The sequence below is a fragment of the Pseudomonas juntendi genome, assembly GCF_021560075.1.
Taxonomy (GTDB): domain Bacteria; phylum Pseudomonadota; class Gammaproteobacteria; order Pseudomonadales; family Pseudomonadaceae; genus Aquipseudomonas; species Aquipseudomonas juntendi.
This window is the reverse complement of the sequence record NZ_CP091088.1, coordinates 5,367,794-5,393,432: the sequence shown is the minus strand read 5'-3', so window position 1 is coordinate 5,393,432 and position 25,639 is coordinate 5,367,794. Positions and strand designations below refer to the sequence as shown.

Genomic DNA, 25,639 nt, shown 5'->3' with positions numbered 1-25,639 from the left:
CTTCAGTTACGAAGCGCGTGATCAAGGTGATTGGCGATGGCCGCTCTGTTCTGGTCGCTGTAGCGGTAGCAATTGGCCCGAAGCGAGAAGCGGGCCGGATAGACAAAGGTCTCGCATGGCCATGGGTTGTAGCGTAGCTCTGCTGCCTCGTGAGTGGCGTTCATCAAGTGACCCAGTTCATGCCCCAGGGTGCCATAGCTGGTCATTGAGGCGATCGCGTGGGCATAGCCCAATTTGGCCAGGCCAAGGTGTTCTGCGCCTTCGCTATTGAGGCCGAAACTATCGCGCGTCAGCAAAATCGATTTCTGCCACCTGAACTGTGGATGCGCTGCAGCGCTGAAGACCCTGTGGGTATCTTCTGGAGGCATCTGGCGATAAGGAATATCGGTAATGCCTGCAACATCACGCTTGAAGATGACCTCAATTGAGTGATTGCTGATTCTGCGCATTTCTTCCAGCCACGGCTGCACGTAGTCTTTATCGATCTGTTTGTCGCTCACATCGGCTAGTTCATCGTGCGGATAGATAGTAACCACCAAGGTTCTCGCAGCCCATGTGGGGGAGGCCTGAAGGGCCATCGTCATGCAAAACAGCAGTGAGGTGAAAAATGGTCTGGCCATCTTTTTCTCCAAGAAGTTTGAACAGGGGTGTTCAATCCTCTTGCAACTGCCGTTACGCGTCGCAGCCGGAAAAAGTTGTCCCGCGAGACAGCTTGCCCTTTTATCTGTCATGTGCTTGCAGGGGTGGGCGGCCCGCCTGCAAGTACGCTACAATCCCGCGCCTTCGGCCACCGGGCCGATTAGAATCCGTATGACAAGCCACGCCGGCCTACCCGCGTGGCTTGTTGCTTTATAGCGCGCCAGAAGGCGCTTGCAGGAGAGGCTCGACGATGAGTGCACTGGTTGGCGTGATCATGGGCTCCAAGTCCGATTGGTCCACCCTTAGCCACACCGCCGATATGCTGGAAAAACTCGGCATTCCCTACGAAGTGAAGGTGGTGTCCGCCCACCGCACCCCGGATCTGCTGTTCCAGTACGCCGAAGAGGCCGAGGGCCGTGGCATCGAGGTGATCATCGCGGGTGCTGGTGGCGCTGCCCACCTGCCGGGCATGTGCGCCGCCAAGACCCACCTGCCGGTGCTGGGCGTGCCGGTGCAGTCGTCGATGCTCTCGGGCGTCGACTCGCTGCTGTCGATCGTGCAGATGCCAGCCGGCGTACCGGTTGCCACCCTGGCCATCGGCCGTGCCGGTGCAGTGAATGCGGCGCTGTTGTCGGCCAGCATCCTGGGTGCCAAATACCCGCAATTCCACGCTGCGCTGAAGCAATTCCGCACGGAACAGACCGACACCGTGCTGGACAACCCAGACCCGCGCCAGGCTTGAGGCTCAACCCATGAAGATCGGTGTAATCGGTGGCGGCCAGCTGGGCCGCATGCTGGCCCTGGCGGGTACCCCGCTGGGCATGAATTTCGCTTTCCTCGACCCGGCGCCGGATGCTTGCGCTGCGCCTCTGGGCGAGCACCTGCGGGCCGATTACGGCGATCAGGAGCACCTGCGCCAGTTGGCTGACGAAGTTGACCTGGTGACCTTCGAGTTCGAGAGTGTCCCGGCCGAAACCGTGGCCTTCCTCTCGCAGTTCGTACCGGTCTACCCCAGCGCCGAAGCGCTGCGCATCGCCCGTGACCGCTTGTTCGAGAAGAGCATGTTCCGCGACCTGGGTATTCCTACCCCGGCTTTCGCCGACATCCTCTCGCAAGCCGACCTGGACGCCGCAGTCGCCAGCATCGGCCTGCCAGCCGTGCTGAAAACCCGTACCCTGGGTTACGACGGCAAGGGCCAGAAGGTGCTGCGCACGCCTGAAGACGTGGTTGATACCTTCGCCGAGCTGGGCAGCGTGCCCTGCCTGCTGGAAGGCTTTGTACCCTTTACCGGCGAAGTCTCGCTGGTGGCCGTACGGGCCCGTGATGGCGAAACCCGCTTCTACCCGCTGGTGCACAACACCCACGAGAGCGGCATCCTGCGCCTGTCGGTGGCCAGCCAGGCACACCCGCTGCAGGCTTTGGCTGAAGACTATGTAGGCCGTGTACTGCAAAAGCTGGAGTACGTGGGCGTGATGGCGTTCGAGTTCTTCGAAGTCGACGGTGGCCTGAAGGCCAACGAAATCGCCCCGCGCGTGCACAACTCCGGGCACTGGACCATCGAAGGTGCCGAATGCAGCCAGTTCGAGAACCACCTGCGCGCGGTGGCCGGCCTGCCGCTGGGCTCCACCGCCAAGGTGGGCGAGAGTGCGATGCTCAACTTCATCGGTGAAGTGCCTGCCGTGGACAAGGTGATCGCCATCGATGGCTGCCACCTGCACCACTACGGCAAGGCTTTCAAGGCCGGCCGCAAGGTTGGCCACGCCACCCTGCGCTGCCACGACATGGCTACCCTCGAGCGCAAAATTGCCGAGGTAGAGGCCCTGATCAGCAACTGATCGAACTTCTACCAGCGGCTTGCCCTCTGAAATGGCAACAAGTCGAAGCGCTGTCTAGGCTTTGGCTTGTTCCATTTTCACTGCAGAGGGATTGCCATGGGCATCATCGGAACCATCTTCATCGGCCTCATCGTCGGCCTACTGGCCCGCTTCATCAAACCAGGCGACGACAGCATGGGCTGGATCATGACCATCCTGCTGGGTATTGCCGGTTCGCTGTTGGCCACCTATGGCGGCCAGGCGCTGGGCATTTACCAGGCTGGGCAGGCAGCGGGCTTCTTCGGCGCGCTGGTCGGTGCCATTGTCCTTCTGGTGATCTACGGGTTCATCAAGAAACGCTGAATACCGGTTAGAATGCTCGGCAATTCCATCGAGTTGCCGAGCATTGTCATGCGTGCCTTTTTTCTCCTGCCCCTGCTGTTGGCCAGCACCCTGGCCCATGCCGAACTGCCTGAAACCGACTGGCTTGAACTGATGCCCAAGTCGGACCAGAAGGCGCTCGAGCAGATGCCCGAAATCGACCATAACTCGCCGGAAGCCATGGGTACCTTCACCGACAAGGGCGGCCTCAAGCAGAGCAAGGGTCTGCCGGCGGTGATGTATTCCACCAAGACCGTGCCAGCCATGAATGGCAAGGACATCCGCCTGGGCGGTTACCCGGTACCGCTGGAAAGCGATGCCAAGGGTAACAGCACGTTGTTCTTCCTGGTGCCCTACCCGGGCGCGTGCATCCACGTACCGCCTCCGCCGCCCAATCAGCTGGTGCTGGTGCGCTACCCGAAAGGCCTGAAGATCGATGACATCTACACCCCACTGTGGGTCACCGGCAAATTGAAGGTGGAGAAGGTCAGCAATGATCTGGCCGATGCCGCCTATGCGCTGGATGCCGCAAAGGTGAGGGTGGTGGAAGACGCCGACCTCTGAGACCTCCCCACACAAGGCCGCACCTGCAACGGCTCGCGATCGCCAGTAACAGCAACTGTCTTGCCCAAAATTTGAAGAGCCTGCGCGATTCATTGTGGGAGCGGGCTTGCCCGCGAAGCAGGCGACGCGGTGTCTGGCACCGGCTGCGCCGGTGTTCGCGGGCACGCCCGCTCCCACAAGTGGAACGGTGAATGACAGCTTCTGCTCCTGCTCGTGCTCTAGGCACCTGCGGCATTCAGCTTGTCATTCACCGCTCTCACTGCAGATTCTAATCCCCTCTCAAGACACAAGCGGCCTTGTGTCGCGAAAGGACCGCGCAGCGGTCCCGGGTACTCAAAGCGCTTCGCTAGCCAGCACCACGCCCAGCGAATGACTGGCCCCAGGCTTCAACTCCACCAGGTCATCCCACACATTCGCCGTCTCGATGCATAGCATCCGTTGCCAACCCTCATCGGCCATGTCCGGCAGCTCCCTGGCCCGTTCGGTCCAGGGGTTCCAGATAACCGCCGAACGCGAGCCACTGCTGGTCAGGGTTATCCGCCGGTTCCAGTGCGGGTCGACAATGCTCAGCGTTTGCGGGGCGCCGAGGTAGATCCGGTCAGTCTCCCCGGTGAACGTGAGCGGCCCCTGCTGCTGGCGCTGTTGCCAGTCAGCCAAGGTTTCGATGTAACTCAGCCCCTCCACCCCTTCGACCTGGGCCTGGCGCACGTCACTGACCGCAAAGTAGCTGTGCAGGGCTTGGCTGATGGTGACGGGTGCAGTGCCCACGTTGCGACTGGTGAGGTTCAGTTTCAGGTCCGCGCCAAGCGCTACCATCAGTTTCAGTTCGACTGAATGCGGCCAGTCGGGCAGTTGACCCTGCGCTTCTGGCAGCGCGAATTCGATCTGCAGTTGCTGGCCGACTTCCTCGATACCCAGCAATTGCCAGTCTCGAGCGCGCGCAAGGCCGTGGGCAGGCGCCTGCGCTCCGTTGTACATGGCCTGCACAGCCTGGGGGTTACGCTGCAGGTTGCCGAACCACGGCCAGCACACGGGTACCCCGGCGCGCACCGACTTGCCCTTGCCGAAGATGGCCTGGTCGCTCAGCCACAGCAGTGGCGGCTCGCCCACCCGCTGGTAGCTGAGGATCTGTGCGCCCTGCTGGGCGATCAGGAGTTCGGCGTGGTTGCTGCTGATACGCCAGCAGTTCAGTTCGCCATGTTGCTCGGTTACGACCTGGAAGGTTGCCATTGCACTTGTCTCATTGATTGCCAGTGGGCCTTGGACCCGGGCACCTGCAATGAGTTTACCGCCGGCAAGGCTCAGCGACGAGGCACCGAGCGCGTGCGGCCGCTGCCGTCGATGGCGACGAAGACGAATACCGCCTCGGTGACCTTGCGCCATTCGCTGGACAGCGGGTCGTCGCTCCACACTTCGACCATCATCTGGATCGAGCTACGGCCGATTTCCAGGGTCTGGGTATAGAACGACAGCTGCGCGCCCACGGCGACCGGCACGAGGAACGCCATGCGGTCGATGGCCACGGTGGCTACCCGGCCACCGGCGACACGGCTGGCCATGGCAGTGCCGGCCAGGTCCATCTGGGCGACAAGCCAGCCGCCGAAGATGTCGCCAAACCCATTGGTCTCGCGCGGGAGTGCAGTGATCTGCAAGGCCAGGTCGCCCTGCGGGATAGGATCTTCTTGTTCGAGCTCAATCATGCGATGGGGCCTCTGACCCGTGACGCTTTCGTTGGTGTGGCGCGAGGGCCGGGTAAACGATTCAGCTTGAAACATACTACGCCGATTTCGTTTCACTGGGCGGCCGTAGGGAAACTCTGCGAAACCGCCTGACAATAAAGACCGGCGTTTTCGCACAACATCCCACGTTAGGCGCAACCTTTTCCTACGAGTTGCCAGTATATAGAGCATAACGGCCAGCGACGACCGCACATTCGTGAATATCTGTAGGGTTTTTGTAGCGCTATCAGCACGCCTCGGCAATTTGCTATCTTCGCTGGTCTCCCAATCCAGAAGCCGCGCGCCCAGCGGCCTGCATGCCCTATAAAGAGAACAACCAGCGATGACTTCCGTGCCGAGCAGTATCGAGCAGCCCTCGCGGCCGCTGACCCGCAGTGACTACAAGACCCTCTCACTGTCCGCACTGGGCGGGGCGCTGGAGTTCTACGACTTCATCATCTTCGTGTTCTTCGCCACGGTGGTCGGCAAGCTGTTCTTCCCGGCCGACATGCCCGAGTGGCTGCGCCTGATGCAAACCTTCGGCATCTTCGCGGCCGGATACCTGGCGCGGCCGCTGGGCGGCATCATCATGGCCCACTTTGGCGACCTGCTCGGGCGCAAGAAGATGTTCACCCTGAGCATTTTCATGATGGCCCTGCCGACGCTGATCATGGGTCTGCTGCCAACGTATGCCCAGATCGGCATGTGGGCACCGATCCTGCTGCTGCTGATGCGGGTTATCCAGGGCGCTGCGATCGGAGGGGAAGTGCCGGGCGCCTGGGTGTTCGTTTCCGAGCACGTACCGGCGCGTAACACCGGTTACGCCTGCGGCACCCTCACGGCCGGCCTGACCTCGGGCATTCTGCTGGGGTCGCTGGTCGCCACGCTGATCAACACGGTCTACAGCCCTGCAGAAGTCGCGGATTACGCCTGGCGCATCCCCTTCCTGCTGGGTGGCGTGTTCGGCCTGTTCTCGGTCTACCTGCGCCGCTGGCTGCACGAAACGCCGGTATTCGCCGAGATGCAGCAGCGCAAGGCCCTGGCAGAAGAGCTACCGCTGCGTGCGGTGCTGCGCGACCATCGTGGCGCGATCATCTTGTCGATGCTGCTGACCTGGATGCTGTCGGCGGCCATCGTCGTGCTCATCCTGATGACCCCGGCGCTGTTGCAGAGCATCTACCACATCAGCCCCACCGACTCGCTCAAGGCCAACAGCCTGGCCATCGTACTGCTCAGCTTCGGCTGCATCAGCGCTGGCAGCCTGGCGGACCGATTTGGCGCGGGCCGAGTGTTCGTGATTGGCAGCCTGTTGCTGCTGATAACCTCCTGGAGCTTCTACCATAGCTTGCCAACCCGGCCCGAGTTGCTGTTCCCGCTGTATGCGGTAACCGGCCTGTGCGTGGGAGTGATCGGCGCGGTGCCTTATGTGATGGTCAAGGCGTTCCCGGCGGTGGTGCGCTTCAGTGGGTTGTCGTTCTCGTACAACGTGGCCTACGCGATCTTTGGCGGGCTGACGCCGATGGTGGTGACGGCGCTGCTCAAGATCAGCCCCATGGCGCCGGCCTACTATGTGGCGGGGTTGTGTGCCGTCGGGCTGGGCGTAGGGGTTTATCTGCTCGCCAACAAACGCTGAGCTGCGCTGGCGGTTGGCGCGGCCCTCAAATGATGGCCTTTAATCCATTTGTCACAATTAGGTCATATCGTGTTCATGCGGCCTGCCGATACTGGGGCCCGTTCCATCCAGCACCCCAATATTCCTGCTAGGAGCAAGGCATGAAACTGAAGCGTTTGATGGCGGCCCTCACGTTCGCCGCCGCTGGCGTTGCAACCGCCAACGCGGTGGCCGCTGTCGATCCTGCGATCCCGACGTACACCAAGACCACCGGTGTTTCGGGCAACCTCTCCAGCGTCGGCTCCGACACCTTGGCCAACCTGATGACGCTGTGGGCCGAGGCCTACAAGAAGGAATATCCGAACGTAAACATCCAGATCCAGGCGGCGGGTTCCTCCACCGCGCCACCTGCGTTGACCGAAGGCACTGCCAACCTCGGCCCGATGAGCCGCAAGATGAAGGACGTCGAGCTGCAAGCCTTCGAGCAGAAGTACGGCTACAAACCGACCGCTATTCCCGTTGCCGTCGACGCCCTGGCCGTGTTCGTGCACAAGGACAACCCGATCAAGGGCCTGACCATGGCGCAGGTCGATGCCATCTTCTCCTCGACCCGCTTGTGTGGGGGCAAGGCCGAGGTCAAGACCTGGGGTGATGTAGGTGTGACCGGCGACCTGGCCAACAAGCCGATCCAGCTGTTCGGCCGCAACTCGGTTTCCGGCACCTATGGCTACTTCAAAGAAGAGGCCCTGTGCAAAGGCGACTTCAAGCCTAACGTCAACGAACAACCCGGTTCGGCTTCGGTCGTGCAGTCGATCAGCTCTTCGCTCAACGGCATCGGTTACTCGGGCATCGGCTACAAGACAGCCAGCGTCAAGACCGTAGCCCTGGCCAAGAAAGAAGGCAGCGCGTTCGTTGAAGACAACGAAGCCAACGCCCTGAACGGCACCTACCCACTGTCGCGCTTCCTGTACGTGTACGTGAACAAGGCGCCGAACAAGCCACTGGCGCCGCTGGAAGCCGAGTTCGTCAAGCTGGTGCTGTCGCAGGCTGGGCAGCAGGTGGTGGTCAAGGACGGCTACATCCCGCTGCCGGCCAAGGTCGTCGACAAGACCCTGGCAGATTTGGGCCTGTCCCATGCCGGTAGCGTTGCCAAGCAGTAAGTGATTGCAGGGGAGGCCGGTGCCACCGCCCGGCCTCTCCCCCGAATTCCCGGCCCGAAGCCAGGTAACCTGTGCGGCGGGCTTTCGCGCGTCACCATTTTGTAATGTTTTTGTCACACGGGACCGCTAGGGTGTGCGCATGAATGATCTGGCCAACTCCAACATGACCCAAAAACCCCAGCCCGTGCGCATTGATTTCAATACGCCCGAGTTGCAACGCAAGCGCCGCTTGCGCGCGCTCAAGGACCGCCTGACCCGCTGGTATGTGCTGGTGGGCGGCCTTGCCGTTTTGGCCGCCATTACGTTGATCTTCTTCTACCTGGCTTATGTAGTGCTGCCGCTGTTCCAGGGCGCCGAGCTGACGCGCAAGCAAGCCCTGCAGCCAACCTGGCTGCAGCAGGATGCCGGCAAGCCGCTGATGATCGCGCTGGAAGAGCAGAACCTGGTGGGCATGCGGGTTTCGGACAAAGGCCAGGCGTTGTTCTTCGATGCCAAGACCGGCCAAGCGCTCAAGCGCATCGACCTGCCGGTACCCGCCGGTACCCAGGTCACTTCGATCGGGGCCGACCAGCCGGGCAGCCCGCTGGTGGTGCTGGGCCTGTCCAACGGTCAGGCGCTGGTGTTCCACCACGCCTACAAGATCACCTACCCGGACAACAAAAAGGCGATTACCGCCAGCATCGACTACCCCTACGGCGAGCAGCCATTCGTGCTCGACGAGCAGGGCCGTGCGTTGGAGCACGTGAGCGTCAATGCCAACGGTGACACCCTGGTGCTGGCCGGCTCCACCGGTGCGCAACTGCAGGTGCTGGAGTTGACCCGTAGCGAGAACATGCTGACCGAAGAAGTCACCACGGAGCAGAACCGCATCGTCCTGCCGCAGATGACCGAGGTGGTGAAGAACATTTTCATCGATCCGCGCCAGCACTGGCTGTACGTGATCAACGGCCGGGCCACGGCCGACGTGTTCAGCCTGCGCGACAGGAGCCTCAACGGCCGCTATAAACTGGCCGACAGTGCCGACACCGAAGTGACCGCCACGGGGCAACTGGTGGGTGGTATTTCGCTGATCGTCGGTGACTCCAGGGGCGGCCTGGCCCAGTGGTTCATGGCCCGCGACCCGGATGGCGAATCGCGCCTCAAGCAGATCCGTACCTTCCAGCTGGGCAAGGCACCGATCGTGCAGATCGACGCCGAAGAGCGCCGCAAGGGCTTCATCGCGCTGGACGCGAACGGCCAGCTTGGAGTGTTCCACAGTACGGCGCACCGTACGCTGCTGGTCGAACACGTCGCCGAAGGCCCGGGCATCCTGGCCCTGTCGCCGCGTGCCAACCGTATCATCATCGAACAAGGCGGCAAGCTGCTGCCGCTGAGCCTGCGCAACCCGCACCCGGAAATTTCCTTCAGCGCGTTGTGGGGCAAGGTCTGGTACGAGAACTACGACGAGCCTAAGTACGTCTGGCAGTCGACCGCTTCCAACGCCGACTTCGAGCCCAAGCTCAGCCTGTCGCCGCTGACCTTCGGTACCCTCAAGGCCGCGTTCTACGCCATGATCCTGGCAGCCCCGCTGGCGGTCGCCGCCGCCATCTATACCGCTTACTTCATGGCCCCGGGCATGCGGCGCAAGGTCAAGCCGGTGATCGAACTGATGGAGGCGATGCCGACGGTGATCCTCGGTTTCTTCGCCGGCCTGTTCCTTGCCCCCTACCTGGAAGGTCACCTGCCGGGGGTCTTCAGCCTGTTCCTGCTGATGCCGTTCGGCATTCTGCTGGTGGGCTTCGCCTGGACCCGCCTGCCAGAGGCGATACGCCTGCGGGTACCTGACGGCTGGGAAGCGGCGATTCTGATTCCGGTGATCCTGCTGATCGGCTGGTTCGCCCTGGCCATGAGCCCGTACCTGGAAAACTGGTTCTTTGCTGGCGACATGCGCCTGTGGATCACCAACGATCTGGGCATCACCTACGACCAGCGCAATGCCCTGGTGGTCGGCATCGCCATGGGCTTCGCGGTCATCCCCAATATCTACTCCATCGCCGAAGACGCCGTGTTCAGCGTGCCGCGTAGCCTCACCCTGGGCTCGCTGGCGCTGGGCGCCACCCCCTGGCAGACCCTGACCCGTGTGGTCATCCTCACCGCCAGCCCGGGCATCTTCTCGGCGCTGATGATCGGCATGGGCCGCGCAGTGGGCGAAACCATGATCGTGCTGATGGCCACCGGCAATACGCCGGTGATGGAAATGAACCTGTTCGAGGGCATGCGCACCCTGGCCGCCAACGTGGCCGTGGAAATGCCCGAATCGGAAGTCGGCGGCAGCCACTACCGCGTGCTGTTCCTGGCCGCGCTGGTACTGCTGATGTTCACCTTCGTCATGAACACCTTGGCCGAGCTGATTCGCCAGCGTCTGCGCAAGAAATACTCGTCGCTTTGATAGAAAGGTAGCGATCCGTGAAAAAGGATTCCCTCAAAGGCTGGTTCAAGAGCGGCGCCCCCGGTGTGTGGATGAGCGGCGGCGCAGTGGCCATGGCGGTGATCATGACCGTTGGCCTGCTGGCGGTCATCGCCGTGCGCGGCCTGGGCCACTTCTGGCCGGCCGACCTGGTGCAGGCCACCTACCAGGTGCCGGGCCAGGCTGGCCAAGTGGTGATTGGCGAAGTGGTGCAGCAGGAGGACGTACCGCGTGCCCGCCTCAAAGGTGCCGGCCTGCCGGTACCGGACCAGGGCCCGGAGTTCATGAGCCGTGAACTGATCAAGGTCGGTAACCGCGACCTCTATGGCAGCGATTTCACCTGGGTGGTCGGCGATTGGCTGGTCGACGAGCAGCGCCCGGCCGACCTGATGGCCCTGGAGCGCCGCGAGTGGGGCAACTTCTATGGCTACCTGGTCAGCGTCAAGGAACAGGGCCGGGTGGTTGCCGAAGGCCCGGCTGCCTGGAGCGAGTTGCAAGCGCGGCTCAAGCGTGCCAGCCAGCTCAACGGTGAATTGCAGCAACTGGAGAAGAAAGACATCGGGGCCATCAACCATGGCCTGGAGCGCCTGCGGCTGCATGCCCGCAAGCTGGAGCTGGACGGCAAGCTGGACGCTACCGCCCAGGCGGACATGGACGCCGAGCGCGCCGAACTGAACAGCCGCTACCAGGCTATCGAAGCGCGCCTCGGCGGCCTGCACCAGGCTCTCGCGCGTGACAGCCTGGTGGCCCGCGATGGCAACGGCCGTGAAGTGGAAATCAGCCTGAACAAGGTGGTGCACGCCCTCCAGCCAAACGGCATGTCTGCTTTTACCAAGCTGCGCACCTACTTTGCCAAGGTATGGGAATTCCTGAGCGACGACCCGCGTGAAGCCAACACCGAGGGCGGCATCTTCCCGGCCATCTTCGGTACCGTGATGATGACCCTGATCATGGCCGTGATCGTCACCCCGTTCGGCGTGCTTGCGGCAGTCTACTTGCGTGAATACGCAAGGCAGGGGCCGGTAACCCGGCTGATCCGCATTGCCGTGAACAACCTGGCGGGGGTGCCGGCGATCGTCTACGGCGTATTTGGTTTGGGTTTCTTCGTGTATGTGCTGGGTGGCTCGATCGACCGCCTGTTCTTCCCCGAAGCGCTGCCCGCGCCAACCCTGGGTACACCAGGCTTGCTGTGGGCGTCGCTGACCCTGGCGCTGCTGGCAGTGCCTGTGGTGATCGTGGCCACCGAAGAAGGCCTGGCGCGCATTCCGCGTACGGTGCGTGAAGGCTCGCTGGCGCTGGGTGCGACCAAGGCCGAAACGCTGTGGCGGATTGTGTTGCCCATGGCCAGCCCGGCGATGATGACCGGCATGATCCTCGCCGTGGCCCGCGCTGCGGGCGAGGTGGCGCCGCTGATGCTGGTGGGTGTGGTGAAGCTGGCGCCGTCGTTGCCGGTTGACGGTAACTACCCGTACCTGCACCTGGACCAGAAGATCATGCACCTGGGCTTCCACATCTATGACGTCGGCTTCCAGAGCCCCAACGTAGAAGCCGCGCGGCCGCTGGTCTACGCCACGGCGCTGTTGCTGGTGCTGGTGATCGCGGCCCTGAACCTGTCGGCGGTATGGATCCGCAACCACCTGCGCGAAAAGTACAAGGCGCTGGACAGCTGATTGAAGCTTTAAGCCACAAGCGGCAAGCTCCAAGCAGATTGCCGCTTTGCCCAAACTGGCAGCTTGCAGCTCGAAGCTTGCAGCTACAAACGGAGTCAACCATGCAGAACGAATCCCACACCCACGGCATCGACATGTCTGCCCTGGGCCGCAGCAAGCAGGGCCTGCGCCTGGCCGAAGAAACCGTGGCCATCGAGGTACCGGGGCTAAGCCTGTTCTACGGCGACAAGCAGGCCTTGTTCGATGTCAGCATGAACATCCCCAAGCAGCGCGTGACCGCGTTCATCGGCCCCTCCGGCTGCGGCAAGTCGACCTTGTTGCGCACGTTCAACCGCATGAACGACCTGGTTGACGGTTGCCGCGTACAGGGTGCCGTGAACTTGTATGGCAACAACATCTACCGCAAGGGCGAAGATGTCGCCGAGCTGCGCCGCCGTGTGGGCATGGTGTTCCAGAAGCCCAACCCCTTTCCCAAGACCATTTACGAAAACGTGGTCTATGGCCTGCGCATTCAGGGCATCAACAAAAAGCGCGTGCTCGACGAGGCCGTCGAGTGGGCGTTGAAGGCCGCGGCGCTGTGGGACGAGGTCAAGGACCGCCTGCACGAGTCGGCCCTGGGCCTGTCTGGTGGCCAGCAACAACGGCTGGTCATCGCCCGCACCATCGCCGTGGAGCCTGAGGTGCTGCTGCTGGATGAGCCGTGCTCGGCGCTGGACCCGATCTCGACCCTCAAGGTCGAGGAACTGATCTACGAACTCAAAGCCAAGTACACCATCGTCATCGTGACCCACAACATGCAGCAGGCTGCCCGTGTTTCGGACTACACCGCGTTCATGTACATGGGCAAGCTGGTCGAGTTTGGCGACACCGATACCCTGTTCACCAACCCGGCGAAGAAGCAGACCGAAGACTACATCACTGGTCGCTACGGCTAAGAGCGCCTTTGGCGCAGCTGCAAGCTTCGAGCTGCAAGCTGCAAGATGAAGCGGTTAGCGCGGAGCCAGGGAACGACACGAACCACTTGAAGCTTGCAGCTAGCGGCTAGCAACTTCGCGGAGCGACAGCATGATCAACAAAGAAAGCCTTACCCACCACATTTCCCAGCAGTTCAATGCCGAGCTGGAAGAGGTGCGCAGCCACCTGCTGGCCATGGGCGGGCTGGTTGAAAAACAGGTCAACGACGCGGTCACCGCGCTGATCGAAGCCGATTCGGGCCTGGCCCAGCAAGTGCGCGAGGTTGACGAGCAGATCAACCAGATGGAGCGCAATATCGACGAGGAATGCCTGCGTATCCTCGCCCGTCGGCAGCCGGCGGCCTCCGACTTGCGCCTGATCATCAGTATCTCCAAGTCGGTGATCGACCTGGAGCGCATTGGTGACGAATCGACCAAGATCGCCCGCCGGGCCATCCAGCTGTGTGAAGAAGGCGAGTCGCCACGGGGCTATGTGGAAGTGCGCCACATCGGTGACCAGGTGCGCAACATGGTCCGCGATGCGCTGGACGCTTTTGCCCGCTTCGACGCCGACCTGGCACTGTCCGTGGCTCAGTACGACAAGACCATCGACCGGGAGTACAAGACCGCCCTGCGTGAACTGGTGACCTACATGATGGAAGACCCGCGCTCGATTTCGCGGGTACTGAGCGTGATCTGGGTGCTGCGCTCGCTGGAACGTATTGGCGACCATGCACGCAATATCTCCGAGTTGGTGATCTACCTGGTCCGCGGTACCGATGTGCGTCACATGGGCCTCAAGCGAATGACTGCAGAAGTGCAGGGCACCGCGCCCACCGATGGCGAAAAGGCTAATGTTCCTGGTGAATCTGACGATAAGTAAGGTTGCCCCCGAGCAGCGACGCCCGGCCTTGGCCGGGCGTTTTCGTTTACGGCCGAGAGCCGGCAGGCACCCGCGAACGATCGGATGAACGCCCGGCGTTACCAGGTGGTAGCAAGTAGCCAGTATTTGGCAGTAGGCTAGTCGGGTTCAGAAGGAGTTTCGATGAGTAAAGTGAATGTGCTGGTCGTGGATGACGCCCCGTTTATCCGCGACCTGGTCCGCAAGTGCCTGCGCAGTGCCTTCCCGGGCATGACGATCGACGATGCCGTCAATGGTCGCAAGGCCATGGCCATGCTGGGCAAGGAGGCGTTCGACCTGGTGCTGTGCGACTGGGAAATGCCCGAGATGTCGGGCCTGGAATTGCTCACCTGGTGCCGCCAGCAGCCTGCGTTGAAGCACCTGCAGTTCATCATGGTGACCAGCCGTGGCGACAAGGAAAACGTCATCCAGGCGATCCAGGCCGGTGTTTCCGATTTTGTCGGCAAGCCATTCACCAACGAGCAGTTGCTGACCAAGGTGAAAAAGGCCCTGACCAAGCTCGGCAAGCTCGACAGCCTGACGGCCATCGCCCCGGCGCGCGCCAACCCGGCGTTCGCCAACGATTCCTTGAGTGCGCTGACCGCCGGCAAGCCGGAGGCGGTAAAGGTTGCAGCGCCGGCACTGGCACCGGCTGCTGCCAGGCCAGCGGCCAAGACGCCCACGCCGGCCGCGGCCACCCCGACCGGTCGGGGGCAAGGGCAACTGCGCCTGGCCGATGGCATGCAGCCGTGCGTGATCAAGGCGTTAAGCCTGAAAGAGGCTCTGCTGGTGGTACGCCGCGGCGATGTGCTGCCACAGGTGCTGGAAGGTGCAGTGTTGGACCTGGAGCAAGGCGAAAGTGCCGAAGTCGCCCGCCTGAACGGCTATCTGCACGCCGTCGCGGCGCTGGAGCCCAAGCCGGACAGCGACTGGCTGCAACTGACCTTCAAGTTCGTCGACCAGGATGCGCAGAAGCTCGATTACCTGTCGCGGCTGATTGCCCGTGGCACCGCGCAGAAGCATTTCACCCCAGGGGCCTGAGCCATCCGACCAACTGCAACACTTGCCGTTAAACCTGCTGCTAGTCTTCGACAGACCTCAACTGTCAAAAAGCCACTATCATGCCCGGGCGCCTGCTGCTGTTCTGTGCACTTTTCATGGCCTCGGCGTCGAGCCTGGGTGTGACCCTTTACAAGAGCACCGACGAGTCCGGTGTCATTTCCTATTCCGACCGCCCCGGCCCTGGCGCCAGGCCGTTGAATTTGCTTGAGCCCATGGTCGAAACGCTCGAAGGCCAAGTGTTCCTGAACGCGAAAGTGTTCAACGGCGGTGTGAGCTTTTCGGCACGCAACCAACTGCATGTTCCGGTCGAGGTCGAGCTGCGCCTGGACAACCTGGTGAACGCCCAGGGCGGTGATGCCCCGCGTATCGTGCGCCGGCTGCTGCCACCGGGCACCACGCAAATGCTCAGCGTGCTGAGGGGGCGGCCCGGTTTGTTGCTGAATTACCGCTCGACCCTGCTGCAGGCCATGGGTGACCCGGGCAAGCGGCCGCAGGGCTTCCGCTACGGGTTCGCGTGGCTTGGCGGGCCATTCCGCGTGACCCAGGGCCCCAATGGCCGTGTCAGCCATTTCGGGCCTAAGGGGCGCTATGCCATGGATATCGCCATGCCCGAAGGCACCACCATTATCGCGGCGCGCGAAGGGGTGGTGGTGAAAACGCAGAATAGCCAGAGCGGGCGCGAGCCCAACCCGTCGGGCAACTTTGTCAGGGTGCTGCACTCGGACGGCACCATGGGCGTCTACCTGCACCTGATGCGCGACTCGGTGGTGGTGAAGGAGGGGCAGCGGGTGCGCCAGGGGCAGATGCTGGCCAAGTCGGGCAATACCGGCAACAGCACCGGGCCACACCTGCATTTCGTGGTACAGCGCAACGTAGGCTTGGCGCTGGAGTCGATCCCTTACCGGTTCGACAGGCCGCTCAGCGGCTTGCCGGACTTTACTGCGGGTAACCCTTGAGAGCGTCGGGCCTGCTTGGCAGGCCATCGCTACACAAGGCCGCGCCTACAGGTATACGCAAATCCAGAGGGGCTGCGCGGCAGCCCCATGGCCATCAATCCAGCTTGAGCACTTTGGCCAGCACGATCTTCGGCCCTTTCATCTTCTTGATGATGATCCGCAGCCCTTCGACTTCCAGCACCTCTTCTTCTTCAGGCACGCGCTTTAGCGTCTCGTAGACCAGGCCAGCCAGGGTTTCCGCCTCGATGTGGTCAAGGTCGACCCCAAGCAGGCGCTCCACCTTGAACAGCGGCGTGTCGCCACGGACCAGCAACTTGCCCGGCTGGTAGGCGAGGATGCCGCGTTCGGTCTTGCGGTGCTCGTCCTGGATATCGCCGACCAGCACTTCCAGCACGTCTTCCATGGTCAGGTAGCCGATCACCTTGCCATCGGCTTCTTCGACCAGCACAAAGTGCGCACCACCCTTGCGGAACTGCTCCAGCAACTGGGCCAGTGGCATGTGGCGCGATACGCGCTCAAGCGGCCGGGCGAGGTCGTCCAGGTCGATGGCTTCGGGCAAGTGCTCCAGCTCCGCCAGCTCCAGCAGCAGGTCCTTGATGTGCAGCAGGCCGGTGAATTCCTCGCGCTCGGCGTCGTACACCGGGTAGCGGCTGAACTTGTGGCGGCGCACCAGGGCCAGGATCTGCTTCAGCGGCGCATGGGCGTCGATGGTGACCATGTCTTCGCGCGAGTTGGCCCAGTCGACCACTTCCAGCTCGCCCATTTCCACGGCCGAAGCCAGCACGCGCATGCCCTGGTCGCTTGGGTCCTGGCCACGGCTGGAGTGCAGGATCAGTTTCAGTTCTTCACGGCTGTAGTGGTGCTCGTGGTGCGGCCCCGGCTCGCCCTGGCCGGCGATGCGCAGGATGGTGTTGGCGCTGGCGTTGAGCAGGTAGATGGCCGGGTACATGGCCCAGTAGAACAGGTACAGCGGTACGGCAGTCCACAGCGACAGCAGCTCCGGTTTGCGGATGGCCCAGGATTTGGGTGCCAGCTCACCGACAACGATGTGCAGGTACGAAATGACGAAGAAGGCGACGAAGAACGACACGCCTTTGATCAGTTCCGGTGAGTCGACGCCGAAATACGCCAGCAGTGGTTCCAGCAGGTGGGCAAACGCCGGCTCACCGACCCAGCCCAGGCCCAGCGAGGCCAGGGTGATACCCAGTTGGCAGGCTGACAGGTAAGCGTCCAGCTGGTTGTGCACTTTACGCAGAATGTTGCCGCGCCAGCCATGCTCTTCGGCAATGGCCTCCACCCGGGTGGCGCGCAGCTTGACCATGGCGAACTCTGCAGCAACGAAGAAGCCGTTGAGCAGCACCAGCAGGAAGGCAAAGATGATCATGCCGAAATCGGCGAATAACGAACTGAGGCTGATACCAGGGGAAGGGTCCATGATGGAGTTTTTACGGGGTCCGTCTTAGAAATGGAGAGAAAAAAAGTGCCAGCTCTTGCTGGCACAGGGGATCCAATGTAGCGGCTGGGGCTGCAAAAGCAAAGGGCCCTGAGTTGCTCAGACCTTGCTGTTGACCAATTGTGCCGGGGCAAAATGACAGATGAAGGTACTGCCATGCCCCGGGACGCTGCTGATTTCCAGCTTGCCGCGGTGGCGCATCAGCACATGCTTGACGATGGCCAGCCCCAGCCCGGTGCCGCCTGTATTCGAGGCCCGGCTGGAATCCACCCGGTAGAAGCGCTCGGTGAGGCGTGGCAGGTGTTTGGCATCGATGCCCACGCCAGAGTCCTGCACCGACAAATGCGCGCCCTGGGCATCGGCCCACCAGCGGATGCGGATATCGCCTTCATCCTGGGTGTATTTGACGGCGTTGAACACCAGGTTGGAAAAGGCGCTGCGCAGCTCCGACTCGCTCCCCTTGAGCTGCACGCCGGGGGTTGCTTCCAGCGTAATGCGCTGGTTGCGCGGCCCAGACAACGCCTGGGCGTCGTTCTTGATGGCGGCCAGCAGGGCATCGACCGGCACTGGCTGGTTGTCCGACGGATAATCGGTGGCCTCCAGCTTGGCCAGCAGCAACAGGTCGTTGAGCAGCGTCTGCATGCGCGAGCCTTGCTGGCTCATCTGCTGCAAGGCCCGGCGCCAGCGCGGGTTCACGTCCTCGACGTTGTCCAGCAGGGTTTCCAGGTAGCCGGTGATGACGGTCAGCGGTGTGCGCAATTCGTGCGACACGTTGGCGACGAAGTCTTTGCGCATCTGTTCCAGCTGGTGAATGCGGGTGACGTCGCGCACCAGCATCAAGTGCTCGTTGTTGCCGTAGCGGGTGATGTGCAACTGCAGCCGCATGCGGTCGTTGATCGGTGAGGGGATTTCCAGCGGTTCGAGGTAGTTTTCTGCCTCGAAGTACTCCTTGAAGCGCGGGTGGCGAACCAGGTTGGTGACTTGCTGGCCGCCGTCCTGTGGAGTTTTGAAGCCCAGCAGGGTCTCGGCGGCGCGGTTCCACCACTCCAGGTTGCCGTCGCTGTCGAGCATGATCACCGCATCCCGCAGCGCAGCGGTGGACTCCTGAACGCGGTCGATCACCGCTTGCAGGCGGCCCCGCACACGTTGGTCCCGGCGCTGCAGGTGGTAGATGCTGTCGAACACCTCGCCCCACAGGCCATAGCCGTCGGGCGGCGCCTCGTCGGGCTGATGGTTGCGGAGCCAGTCATGCAGGCGCAGCAGTTGCTTGAGGGTCCAAGCCAGGTACAGTGCCAGGCCAATGGCCAGGCTCCAGCCATAGTAGCCGCTGATCAGCCCGCCGATCAGGCAGATGCTGATCAGCAACAGCAGGTGGCGAATCAGTGTCGCGTGCCAGTTCTGGTTCAATTGATGGGTCCTTCGGATCCGGCTGCAAGTTGCAAGTTGCAAGTTGCAAGCTGCAAGATGAAGCGGATCAGTGGTGCTGATAGTCCTTTTTGAGCCTGATGCTACATGCTCTTTCTTGCAGCTTGCAGCTTGCAGCTTGCAGCTTGCAGCTTGCAGCTTGCAGCTAGCTCTTGGTCGAGAAGCGGTAGCCGGTGCCGCGCACGGTTTGTACCAGATTCTCGTAGGCCTCACCCAGCGCTTTGCGCAGGCGGCGGATGTGCACGTCGACCGTGCGTTCTTCGACATAGACGTTGCCGCCCCACACCTGGTCCAGCAGTTGGCCACGGGTGTAGGCGCGTTCCTGGTGGGTCATGAAGAACTGCAGCAGGCGGTATTCGGTGGGGCCCATTTCAGCCGGCTTGCCGTCGATGGTCACGCGGTGGCTGATCGGATCGAGCAGCAGGCCGCCGACCTCGATCGGTGCCTCGCTGTCGCTTGGGCCGGTGCGGCGCAGCACGGCTTTGAGCCGCGCAACCAGCTCGCGCGGTGAGAACGGTTTGGTGATGTAGTCGTCGGCACCCACTTCCAGGCCCTGGATCTTGTTGTCCTCTTCACCTTTGGCAGTGAGCATGATGATCGGAATGTCGCCGGTCAGTTCATCGCGCTTCAGGCGGCGGGCCAACTCGATGCCGGAGGTACCCGGCAGCATCCAGTCGAGCAGGATCAGGTCCGGCTTGCGGTCGACGATGATCGCGTGGGCCTGTTGGGAGTTTTCCGCTTCCAGGCAGTCATAGCCGGCCATTTCCAGGGCAACGGCGATCATCTCGCGAATCGGCGCTTCGTCGTCGACGATCAGAATGTTCCTGCCTACCATGCTCAAAACCTCTCCTGGATTCAGTGTCTTGGCCCGCATTAGATAACGGAATTATTGCAGCTGTGTGACAGGGCGTTGGCCGTTCTGGCGACATTGCGTGACTGAACTAGGCTACAGAGGGCCGCGGTTCTGGCAACCCGAACCCATTACCCCCCGAAACGATGGTGAATCCAATGACACGACATACGCTGAGCTGGATGGCCCTTTTCACTGCGCTGGCACTTCCGGGGGTGGCCTCGGCACAACCTGCAATGGAAAAGGATGGCATGTGGGTCGATCATGCCGGCATGACCCTGTACACCTTTGACAAAGATACCGGCGGCAAGTCGATGTGCAATGGCGAATGCGCCAAGAACTGGCCGCCTTTGATGACCAGTGGCGGCGAAAAAGCCGAGGGCAAGTGGACGCAGATCAAGCGGGACGACGGCAAGATGCAGTGGGCCTACGACGGCAAGCCGCTGTATACCTTCGTCAAGGACAAGAAGGCTGGCGACATGACCGGTGACGGCATGAAAGACGTTTGGCACGTCGCCAAGCCGTAAGGGCTTTCAGTAGGCCTGTGGGGGCGGGGTAAGCCCGTTCCCACAAGGTGGGGTGCTCACGCTGTCAGCGCAGCGCGTAGTCCAGAACCACCCCCACGAACACCAGCAACCCCGCCCAGTGATTGTGCAGGAACGCCTTGAAGCACGACTCGCGGTTCAGCTTGCGTGTAGACCAGTACTCCCAGGCAAAGCACGCCAGCGCCCCCAGCAGCCCCAGGTGGAACCAGCCGCCGAGGTCAAAGCGGCTACCGGCCAGCAACAGGCAGCCCAGCGACAACAACTGCAAGGTCAGGATGATGCTGCGGTCGGCCTCACCGAACAGGATGGCCGTGGATTTCACGCCGATCTTCAGGTCGTCGTCCCGGTCGACCATGGCGTAATAGGTGTCGTAGCCCACCGTCCACAGCAGGTTGGCGATGTACAGCAGCCAGGCACTGGCCGGCAGTTCGCCGCCAGCGGCCGTGAACGCCATCGGAATGCCCCACGAGTACGCTGCCCCCAGCACCACTTGCGGGTAGTAGGTGTAGCGCTTCATGAACGGGTAGCAGAACGCCAACGCCACCGCGCCGAACGACAGCCACACGGTGCGGCTATTGGTGCACAGCACCAGCAGGAAACTGACCCCGACAAGCATGGCGAACAGGGCCAGCGCCTCGCGCGGGCGCACGCGCCCACTGGCCAGGGGCCGGTCGGCGGTACGCTTGACGTGGCCATCCACCTTGCGGTCGGCAAAATCGTTGATGCAGCAGCCGGCGGCGCGCATCAGTACCACGCCAAGGCCGAAGATCAGCACGTTGGCCAGGGTTGGCGAGCCGTTGCCGGCAATCCATACCGCCGACAGCGTGGGCCACAGCAGCAAGTAGATACCGATCGGGCGGTCCATGCGGCTGAGCTGGACAAAGTCCCAGGCACGCGGGTGCAGGCGGTTCAGCGACTTGAGCAGTTGCAGGTACATCAGCTGTTTTCCTCCTGGGCCGCTTGCCACAGCGCCGGCAGAAACACCTCGGCTACCAGCAGGTCCAGCCCGTCACGTTCAAACCGCGAGCGGCGGGCCCATAGCGCTGGCCGGGCGGCATCTGCCGGCAACCACGCCTGTGGGTAACTGCACACTTCGATTGGGTGGCGGATGAACGCCTGGTCGCAGAACAGCAACTCGCCCAACGAACGGCTGCCGAGGCGTTCCAGGTCCAACCCGCCGCGCGCCAGGGCACTGCGGCTGGCCACGCTGCGGGCGAACACCCACGGCTGGCCATGGCCGCGCAGGTACACCTCGCGCACCCAGCCTTCAGCGCCAACAGCGATGCCCAGTGCCTGGCATTCGTCGGCGCGCAGCGGCTGCCAGCCCTCGAACAAAGGGGTGACGCAGAAGTCATCGTGGGCCAGGCGCGTCAGGCGGCGGGTCAGTGAGCCTTCGTCGAACAGCCAGTCAAGGGTGGGCTGGTCGATGTCGGTCGCCAGCCGTGAATACGGCAGCCACGCGACAGCGGCTGCTTGCGGGGATTCGTACGACACGTCGGTCTGCTTGTTACAACCTGAGAGGCGGCGAGCTTAGCATGATTGCCCCGACTGCTTGCATACTGCGGGCAGGGCCGCTACAAAGCCCCCAAGCATTGCGCGTTGGTCCCTGTTGCAGCGGGTTCACCCGCCATAGGGCCGTCGGCAGCAACACAAAGCCCCAGTCTGACCCGAGGAAAACAACCTGATGAAAAAGTGGCAATGTATCGTCTGTGGCCTGATCTACGACGAAGCCGAAGGCTGGCCCGACGACGGCATCGCCCCTGGCACCCGTTGGGAGGACGTGCCGGAAGACTGGCTATGCCCTGACTGCGGTGTTGGCAAAAGCGACTTTGAAATGATCTCCATCGGCTAAGCGAGGCAAGCACGACATGACGTCCCCTGTGGTAATCATCGGCACCGGCCTGGCGGGCTACAACCTGGCCCGCGAATTTCGCAAGCTCGATGCGCATACGCCGTTGCTGCTGATCACCGCCGATGACGGTCGTTCCTACTCCAAGCCCATGCTTTCCATGGGCTATGCCAAGCACAAGGGCGCCGCTGACCTGTGCATGGCCGAAGCCGGTGCCATGGCCGAGCAGCTGAACGCCGAAATCCGCACCCATACCCGCATCAGCGGCATCGACCCTGGGCACAAACGCCTGTGGATCGGCGAAGAGGCCGTGGCATACCGCGACCTGGTGCTGGCGTGGGGTGCGCAGACCGTGCAGGTGCCGGTTGAAGGCGATGCCAGCCACCTGGTGTTCCCCATCAACGACCTGGAGGACTACGCACGCTTTCGTGCTGCCGCCGCCGGCAAGCAACGCGTGCTGATTCTCGGCGCTGGCCTGATCGGCTGCGAGTTTGCCAACGACATGAGCCTGGGGGGCTTTCAGGTAGACGTGGTAGCGCCATGCGAGCAGGTCATGCCGACCCTGTTGCATCCGGCCGCTGCCGGCGCGGTACAACGTGGGTTGCAAGACCTGGGCGTACGCTTTCACCTTGGGCCTGTTCTGACCCGCTTGCAGCAGGCGCCCCACGGCCTGGAGGCGCACCTGTCGGATGGCAGCGTGGTTGGCTGTGACCTGGTCGTTTCGGCCATTGGCCTGCGCCCGCGTACCGACCTGGCTGCCGCGGCCGGGTTGCAGGTCAACCGTGGCGTCAGCGTGGACCGTGTGCTGCGAACCTCCCACGCCAATATCTTCGCCCTCGGGGATTGCGCCGAGGTAGACGGCATCAACCTGTTGTACGTGATGCCACTGATGAGTTGTGCACGGGCACTGGCCCAAACCCTGGCCGGCAAGCCCACGGCAGTTGCCTACGGGCCAATGCCGATCACGGTGAAAACCCCGGCCTGCCCGCTGGTGGTTTCGCCACCGCCACAGGGGCGAGAAGGCACTTGGCAGGTCGAAGGGCAGGGCAATGACCTGAAGGTGCTGTGCATCGATGCGGGTGGCGGGCTGCTGGGTTACGCCCTGACCGGGGCTGCGGTCACGGAAAAGCTGGCGCTGAACCGCCAGCTACCTGCAGTTATGGCGTAATTGCCCGGCGTTCTGTCTGGTTTGTCCTGTTGTTGCCTGCACAATGGCCGCTCAGATACTGGCGCGGCCCCGAACCACGTGCCATTCTCACTCCCGTCTGCCGCAGGTTAGAGCCTGCGGTGCCTTGAGCGCTGCTCCTGAAGGCAGCACGGCATAACAACAAGAATTCCGTCAAAGAGGCTTTACTATGCGCAAACCAGAACTCGCCGCCGTCATCGCTGAAAAAGCTGACCTGACCAAAGAAAAGGCTAATCAAGTGCTGAACGCGATTCTCGACAGCATCACGGGCGCCCTGGACAAGGACACCGTGACCCTGGTTGGTTTCGGCACTTTCGAAAAACGCCACCGCGGCGCGCGTACCGGCAAAAACCCGCAAACCGGCCAGCCGGTCAAGATCAAAGCCAGCAATACCGTAGCTTTCAAGCCCGGCAAGAACCTCAGGGACAGCGTCAATACGCCGGCCGCGCCGAGCAAGGCCAGCAAGAAAAAGTAACTGTGCACTGAGGATGCGTTGATCCCGAACGGGCGCCAGATGGCGCCCGTTGTGCTTTACACCCGGTAATTGCTGCGAACTTGCATAAAAAGGTCATTAGGAGGATAAACTGCGCAACTTAGTCACTTTTCCATCGAGGCGTGTCGATGAAGTTCCGCTTTCTTCTGTGGGCCATGGGGCTGCTGATGGCCCGGGCCAGCCGCAATAATCCGGCATTCCAGCAGCAGCTCAAAGGCAAGGACCTGGTGTTCCAGATGCAGACCCTGGACGGCAAGGTCGCCCGGCACTTTATCGTCAGCAACGAGCGGGTCAGCAGCAAAAGCGGGTCGTACTCACAGCCGGCCTTTGCCATTGCCTTCAAGGATGCCGCCTATGGCTTTGCCACCTTGCAGGCAAGCAACAAGCAGTTGGCGTTCATGCAGGGCATTCAGGACAAGAACATCCAGATCAAGGGCAATCCGGCGTTGGTGATGTGGTTTCAGGGGTTGATGAAGTACCTGAAGCCGAAGAAGAAGCAGGGCTGAAATGTTTGGGGCCGCCAAGCGGCCCCGGGCTTCAATGCGGTGCGTTGAACTGCGAAGCCAGCTCCCGCAGCAAGCTCTCGGCCTCCAGCACTTTGTTCACCACATCTTCGGCCTTTTCCCGGGCAATGCCCAAACGCTCCAGCAGTTCTTCAGGAATCTCCTCCAGCGGCCCCGAACCAATCCCCCGCGAGCGCAGCAGGCGTGTGGCCAGGCATACCAGGTTGGGGAATGCCGAAAACTCGCCATCGTAGGCTGGGTCGTGCTGGAAACGCAGCGCGGCCGAGAGCTCTACCGGCATGTCCCACAGTTTCATCAACCAGGCACCAATCTGCTCGCGGCTGATGCCCAGCAGGTGTTGTTCCACATAGGTGTGGTTCAGATGAGGGTTGACCTCCAGGTGGCGACAAATCAGCGAGAAGTGCGGCGGGAAAACGTGTGCCAGCAGCAGGTAACCGAAGTTGTGCAACAGCCCGGCCAGGTAGGTCAGGCCTGCTTCAGGGCGCTCTGCCCGCGGCATGGCTCGGGTAAGGCCTTCGATGATGGCGGCGGTGTAGATCGACTGCTGCCAGTACGGGGCGGCCTGCTGAGGGTTGTCCTTGGGCAGGCTCAGGGTCTTGCCCAGGGCCAGGCCGAGGGCGAGGTTGATCACCAGGTCGAAGCCCAGCACGCGCACGATGGCGTCTTCCACCGAGCGGATCTTGCCCGGCGAGGCGTAGTAGGGTGATGCCGCCCAGCTGACCACCTGGGCGGCCAGGGCCGGGTCGGTTTCTACCACCCCAGTGATATCGTCGATGCTGGCGTTGGGGTCTACCCGCAGTTTGATGATTTTCTGCGCAGTATCGGCCAGCGGCGGGATTTCGATGGTTTCTTCCAGGCGCTTCTGGATGCGCCGGGCAGTGAAGGCTTGCACGGCATTGGTGATTTCGCGGGTATCGTCGTTAGGGCGGTCGAGGTTGGGGCTGATCGCCCCGACTTCCTGGCCAAAGCTGCTGGCGCTGGCCTTGAGCAACATGCGCTTGAAGTGCGCGCGCTCTATTTCCAGCAACAGGCCGGCTTCACCCGAATTGATGTACACCAGGTCGACGTCCAGCAGGCTTTTTTCGTACTGGCACGGTGAGCTGGTGAGCGCCGGGATGCCCGGCAGCGCCTTGAGCTGGTGTTTGTCGAGCATTTGCTTGAGGCGTGGCACCGACACGGCGGTGAGCTTGCGCCCGGTCAGTTCGGCCAGGCGGTTCAGGTCCAGCAGCTGGCTCTGCGGGAACAGCACCATCATGGCGCCCACCTCGTCGTCCAGCAGCACGGCCTGTACCCGCGAGGCTGCGGGCAGGTGCGGATGTTCGACCACCTCGCGGTAGGCTACGCCGAGTTTCTCGAGCAGCAGCCTGATGACGGAAGGCGTGTGTGGGGTTGCGGTGTCCAGGGCAACTTCAGTCATGGTCCGTATCCACTGATTCTT

26 protein-coding genes are annotated in these 25,639 nt (G+C 62.3%); 17 read left to right on the top strand and 9 right to left on the bottom strand.

The window, feature by feature from the left end:
- Positions 1-2 precede the first annotated feature (2 nt).
- Entirely contained in the window at positions 3-620 is a 618-nt protein-coding gene (locus tag L1P09_RS24910; protein ID WP_009684499.1) for a zinc metalloprotease, read from the bottom strand.
- Between the two features lie 269 nt (positions 621-889).
- Here L1P09_RS24910 and purE point away from each other — a divergent pair, with 269 nt between their 5' ends.
- The 4 genes from purE (at position 890) to L1P09_RS24890 (ending at position 3,398) form a co-directional block, all read left to right on the top strand.
- Positions 890-1,381 (top strand): 5-(carboxyamino)imidazole ribonucleotide mutase, encoded by a 492-nt coding sequence (gene purE, locus L1P09_RS24905; protein WP_009684500.1) that lies wholly within the window; start codon positions 890-892, stop codon positions 1,379-1,381.
- A 10-nt stretch (positions 1,382-1,391) separates the two neighbouring features.
- Entirely contained in the window at positions 1,392-2,474 is a 1,083-nt protein-coding gene (locus tag L1P09_RS24900) for a 5-(carboxyamino)imidazole ribonucleotide synthase (protein WP_029886439.1), read from the top strand.
- 96 nt (positions 2,475-2,570) lie between these two features.
- The gene (locus L1P09_RS24895) at positions 2,571-2,816 is read left to right on the top strand and encodes a GlsB/YeaQ/YmgE family stress response membrane protein (protein ID WP_009684502.1); all 246 of its coding nucleotides are present in this window, start codon (positions 2,571-2,573) and stop codon (positions 2,814-2,816) included.
- A 48-nt stretch (positions 2,817-2,864) separates the two neighbouring features.
- Positions 2,865-3,398 carry a DUF3299 domain-containing protein gene (locus tag L1P09_RS24890; protein WP_033690729.1) on the top strand — a complete coding sequence of 178 codons (534 nt, stop codon included), beginning with the start codon at positions 2,865-2,867 and terminating at the stop codon, positions 3,396-3,398.
- Between the two features lie 333 nt (positions 3,399-3,731).
- Here the strand turns inward: L1P09_RS24890 and L1P09_RS24885 are convergent, their stop codons facing one another.
- The gene (locus L1P09_RS24885) at positions 3,732-4,628 is read right to left on the bottom strand and encodes a D-hexose-6-phosphate mutarotase (RefSeq protein WP_235768264.1); all 897 of its coding nucleotides are present in this window, start codon (positions 4,626-4,628) and stop codon (positions 3,732-3,734) included.
- 71 nt (positions 4,629-4,699) lie between these two features.
- On the bottom strand, positions 4,700-5,098 hold the full coding sequence (locus tag L1P09_RS24880) for an acyl-CoA thioesterase (protein ID WP_003253317.1): 399 nt from the start codon (positions 5,096-5,098) through the stop codon (positions 4,700-4,702).
- Positions 5,099-5,459: 361 nt separating this feature from the next.
- Between L1P09_RS24880 and L1P09_RS24875 the strand changes: the two genes are divergently transcribed.
- From L1P09_RS24875 to L1P09_RS24840, 8 genes are all read left to right on the top strand, one after another.
- Positions 5,460-6,749 carry an MFS transporter gene (locus L1P09_RS24875; RefSeq protein WP_009684505.1) on the top strand — a complete coding sequence of 430 codons (1,290 nt, stop codon included), beginning with the start codon at positions 5,460-5,462 and terminating at the stop codon, positions 6,747-6,749.
- 140 nt (positions 6,750-6,889) lie between these two features.
- Positions 6,890-7,888 (top strand): phosphate ABC transporter substrate-binding protein PstS, encoded by a 999-nt coding sequence (locus L1P09_RS24870; RefSeq protein WP_009684506.1) that lies wholly within the window; start codon positions 6,890-6,892, stop codon positions 7,886-7,888.
- A gap of 139 nt (positions 7,889-8,027) precedes the next feature.
- On the top strand, positions 8,028-10,316 hold the full coding sequence (locus tag L1P09_RS24865; RefSeq protein WP_235768262.1) for an ABC transporter permease subunit: 2,289 nt from the start codon (positions 8,028-8,030) through the stop codon (positions 10,314-10,316).
- A 71-nt stretch (positions 10,317-10,387) separates the two neighbouring features.
- Entirely contained in the window at positions 10,388-12,004 is a 1,617-nt protein-coding gene (gene pstA / locus L1P09_RS24860; RefSeq protein ID WP_154211365.1) for a phosphate ABC transporter permease PstA, read from the top strand.
- Positions 12,005-12,105: 101 nt separating this feature from the next.
- Positions 12,106-12,939, top strand: a complete 834-nt coding sequence (pstB, locus tag L1P09_RS24855; RefSeq protein WP_009684509.1) for a phosphate ABC transporter ATP-binding protein PstB — start codon at positions 12,106-12,108, stop codon at positions 12,937-12,939.
- 130 nt (positions 12,940-13,069) lie between these two features.
- Positions 13,070-13,840 carry a phosphate signaling complex protein PhoU gene (phoU, locus tag L1P09_RS24850; RefSeq protein ID WP_029886885.1) on the top strand — a complete coding sequence of 257 codons (771 nt, stop codon included), beginning with the start codon at positions 13,070-13,072 and terminating at the stop codon, positions 13,838-13,840.
- A gap of 162 nt (positions 13,841-14,002) precedes the next feature.
- Positions 14,003-14,899 (top strand): response regulator, encoded by an 897-nt coding sequence (locus L1P09_RS24845; RefSeq protein WP_235768259.1) that lies wholly within the window; start codon positions 14,003-14,005, stop codon positions 14,897-14,899.
- Positions 14,900-14,979: 80 nt separating this feature from the next.
- Positions 14,980-15,876 (top strand): peptidoglycan DD-metalloendopeptidase family protein, encoded by an 897-nt coding sequence (locus L1P09_RS24840; protein ID WP_054905390.1) that lies wholly within the window; start codon positions 14,980-14,982, stop codon positions 15,874-15,876.
- Between the two features lie 94 nt (positions 15,877-15,970).
- Here the strand turns inward: L1P09_RS24840 and L1P09_RS24835 are convergent, their stop codons facing one another.
- The 3 genes from L1P09_RS24835 to phoB form a co-directional block, all read right to left on the bottom strand.
- A complete protein-coding gene (locus L1P09_RS24835; protein WP_009684513.1) occupies positions 15,971-17,311 on the bottom strand; it encodes a hemolysin family protein in 1,341 nt (446 codons plus the stop codon).
- Positions 17,312-17,428: 117 nt separating this feature from the next.
- Positions 17,429-18,736 carry a phosphate regulon sensor histidine kinase PhoR gene (phoR, locus tag L1P09_RS24830; protein WP_054905391.1) on the bottom strand — a complete coding sequence of 436 codons (1,308 nt, stop codon included), beginning with the start codon at positions 18,734-18,736 and terminating at the stop codon, positions 17,429-17,431.
- A gap of 163 nt (positions 18,737-18,899) precedes the next feature.
- Positions 18,900-19,589: a phosphate regulon transcriptional regulator PhoB gene (gene phoB, locus L1P09_RS24825; protein WP_003253341.1), complete on the bottom strand. Its 690-nt coding sequence runs from the start codon at positions 19,587-19,589 to the stop codon at positions 18,900-18,902.
- Between the two features lie 173 nt (positions 19,590-19,762).
- On the opposite strand from phoB, the gene L1P09_RS24820 reads away from it, so the two are divergent.
- A complete protein-coding gene (locus L1P09_RS24820) occupies positions 19,763-20,131 on the top strand; it encodes a COG4315 family predicted lipoprotein (protein WP_033690727.1) in 369 nt (122 codons plus the stop codon).
- A 64-nt stretch (positions 20,132-20,195) separates the two neighbouring features.
- Here the strand turns inward: L1P09_RS24820 and ubiA are convergent, their stop codons facing one another.
- Positions 20,196-21,086: a 4-hydroxybenzoate octaprenyltransferase gene (ubiA, locus tag L1P09_RS24815; protein WP_054905392.1), complete on the bottom strand. Its 891-nt coding sequence runs from the start codon at positions 21,084-21,086 to the stop codon at positions 20,196-20,198.
- Positions 21,086-21,643, bottom strand: a complete 558-nt coding sequence (locus L1P09_RS24810; RefSeq protein WP_054905393.1) for a chorismate--pyruvate lyase family protein — start codon at positions 21,641-21,643, stop codon at positions 21,086-21,088. Before L1P09_RS24810 ends, ubiA begins: the two co-directional genes overlap by 1 nt.
- A gap of 190 nt (positions 21,644-21,833) precedes the next feature.
- On the opposite strand from L1P09_RS24810, the gene L1P09_RS24805 reads away from it, so the two are divergent.
- The 4 genes from L1P09_RS24805 (at position 21,834) to L1P09_RS24790 (ending at position 24,183) form a co-directional block, all read left to right on the top strand.
- Positions 21,834-22,001, top strand: a complete 168-nt coding sequence (locus tag L1P09_RS24805; RefSeq protein WP_003253349.1) for a rubredoxin — start codon at positions 21,834-21,836, stop codon at positions 21,999-22,001.
- A 16-nt stretch (positions 22,002-22,017) separates the two neighbouring features.
- On the top strand, positions 22,018-23,166 hold the full coding sequence (locus L1P09_RS24800) for an NAD(P)/FAD-dependent oxidoreductase (protein ID WP_054905394.1): 1,149 nt from the start codon (positions 22,018-22,020) through the stop codon (positions 23,164-23,166).
- Positions 23,167-23,353: 187 nt separating this feature from the next.
- Positions 23,354-23,659, top strand: coding sequence for an HU family DNA-binding protein (locus tag L1P09_RS24795; RefSeq protein ID WP_009684519.1), 306 nt, complete (start codon positions 23,354-23,356; stop codon positions 23,657-23,659).
- Positions 23,660-23,805: 146 nt separating this feature from the next.
- A complete protein-coding gene (locus tag L1P09_RS24790; RefSeq protein ID WP_009684520.1) occupies positions 23,806-24,183 on the top strand; it encodes an SCP2 sterol-binding domain-containing protein in 378 nt (125 codons plus the stop codon).
- Between the two features lie 31 nt (positions 24,184-24,214).
- Here the strand turns inward: L1P09_RS24790 and L1P09_RS24785 are convergent, their stop codons facing one another.
- Complete coding sequence (locus L1P09_RS24785) at positions 24,215-25,618, bottom strand: aminoacyl-tRNA deacylase and HDOD domain-containing protein (protein ID WP_235768257.1); 1,404 nt, start codon at positions 25,616-25,618, stop codon at positions 24,215-24,217.
- Positions 25,619-25,639 lie beyond the last annotated feature (21 nt).

Bases quoted from the DNA above. Each gene is read 5' to 3' on its own strand.
- L1P09_RS24910 (WP_009684499.1), bottom strand. From the start codon at position 620: ATGGCCAGACCATTTTTCACCTCACTGCTGTTTTGCATGACGATGGCC.
- purE (WP_009684500.1), top strand. From the start codon at position 890: ATGAGTGCACTGGTTGGCGTGATCATGGGCTCCAAGTCCGATTGGTCC.
- L1P09_RS24900 (WP_029886439.1), top strand. From the start codon at position 1,392: ATGAAGATCGGTGTAATCGGTGGCGGCCAGCTGGGCCGCATGCTGGCC.
- L1P09_RS24895 (WP_009684502.1), top strand. From the start codon at position 2,571: ATGGGCATCATCGGAACCATCTTCATCGGCCTCATCGTCGGCCTACTG.
- L1P09_RS24890 (WP_033690729.1), top strand. From the start codon at position 2,865: ATGCGTGCCTTTTTTCTCCTGCCCCTGCTGTTGGCCAGCACCCTGGCC.
- L1P09_RS24885 (WP_235768264.1), bottom strand. From the start codon at position 4,628: ATGGCAACCTTCCAGGTCGTAACCGAGCAACATGGCGAACTGAACTGC.
- L1P09_RS24880 (WP_003253317.1), bottom strand. From the start codon at position 5,098: ATGATTGAGCTCGAACAAGAAGATCCTATCCCGCAGGGCGACCTGGCC.
- L1P09_RS24875 (WP_009684505.1), top strand. From the start codon at position 5,460: ATGACTTCCGTGCCGAGCAGTATCGAGCAGCCCTCGCGGCCGCTGACC.
- L1P09_RS24870 (WP_009684506.1), top strand. From the start codon at position 6,890: ATGAAACTGAAGCGTTTGATGGCGGCCCTCACGTTCGCCGCCGCTGGC.
- L1P09_RS24865 (WP_235768262.1), top strand. From the start codon at position 8,028: ATGAATGATCTGGCCAACTCCAACATGACCCAAAAACCCCAGCCCGTG.
- pstA (WP_154211365.1), top strand. From the start codon at position 10,388: ATGAGCGGCGGCGCAGTGGCCATGGCGGTGATCATGACCGTTGGCCTG.
- pstB (WP_009684509.1), top strand. From the start codon at position 12,106: ATGCAGAACGAATCCCACACCCACGGCATCGACATGTCTGCCCTGGGC.
- phoU (WP_029886885.1), top strand. From the start codon at position 13,070: ATGATCAACAAAGAAAGCCTTACCCACCACATTTCCCAGCAGTTCAAT.
- L1P09_RS24845 (WP_235768259.1), top strand. From the start codon at position 14,003: ATGAGTAAAGTGAATGTGCTGGTCGTGGATGACGCCCCGTTTATCCGC.
- L1P09_RS24840 (WP_054905390.1), top strand. From the start codon at position 14,980: ATGCCCGGGCGCCTGCTGCTGTTCTGTGCACTTTTCATGGCCTCGGCG.
- L1P09_RS24835 (WP_009684513.1), bottom strand. From the start codon at position 17,311: ATGGACCCTTCCCCTGGTATCAGCCTCAGTTCGTTATTCGCCGATTTC.
- phoB (WP_003253341.1), bottom strand. From the start codon at position 19,589: ATGGTAGGCAGGAACATTCTGATCGTCGACGACGAAGCGCCGATTCGC.
- L1P09_RS24820 (WP_033690727.1), top strand. From the start codon at position 19,763: ATGACACGACATACGCTGAGCTGGATGGCCCTTTTCACTGCGCTGGCA.
- ubiA (WP_054905392.1), bottom strand. From the start codon at position 21,086: ATGTACCTGCAACTGCTCAAGTCGCTGAACCGCCTGCACCCGCGTGCC.
- L1P09_RS24805 (WP_003253349.1), top strand. From the start codon at position 21,834: ATGAAAAAGTGGCAATGTATCGTCTGTGGCCTGATCTACGACGAAGCC.
- L1P09_RS24800 (WP_054905394.1), top strand. From the start codon at position 22,018: ATGACGTCCCCTGTGGTAATCATCGGCACCGGCCTGGCGGGCTACAAC.
- L1P09_RS24795 (WP_009684519.1), top strand. From the start codon at position 23,354: ATGCGCAAACCAGAACTCGCCGCCGTCATCGCTGAAAAAGCTGACCTG.
- L1P09_RS24790 (WP_009684520.1), top strand. From the start codon at position 23,806: ATGAAGTTCCGCTTTCTTCTGTGGGCCATGGGGCTGCTGATGGCCCGG.
- L1P09_RS24785 (WP_235768257.1), bottom strand. From the start codon at position 25,618: ATGACTGAAGTTGCCCTGGACACCGCAACCCCACACACGCCTTCCGTC.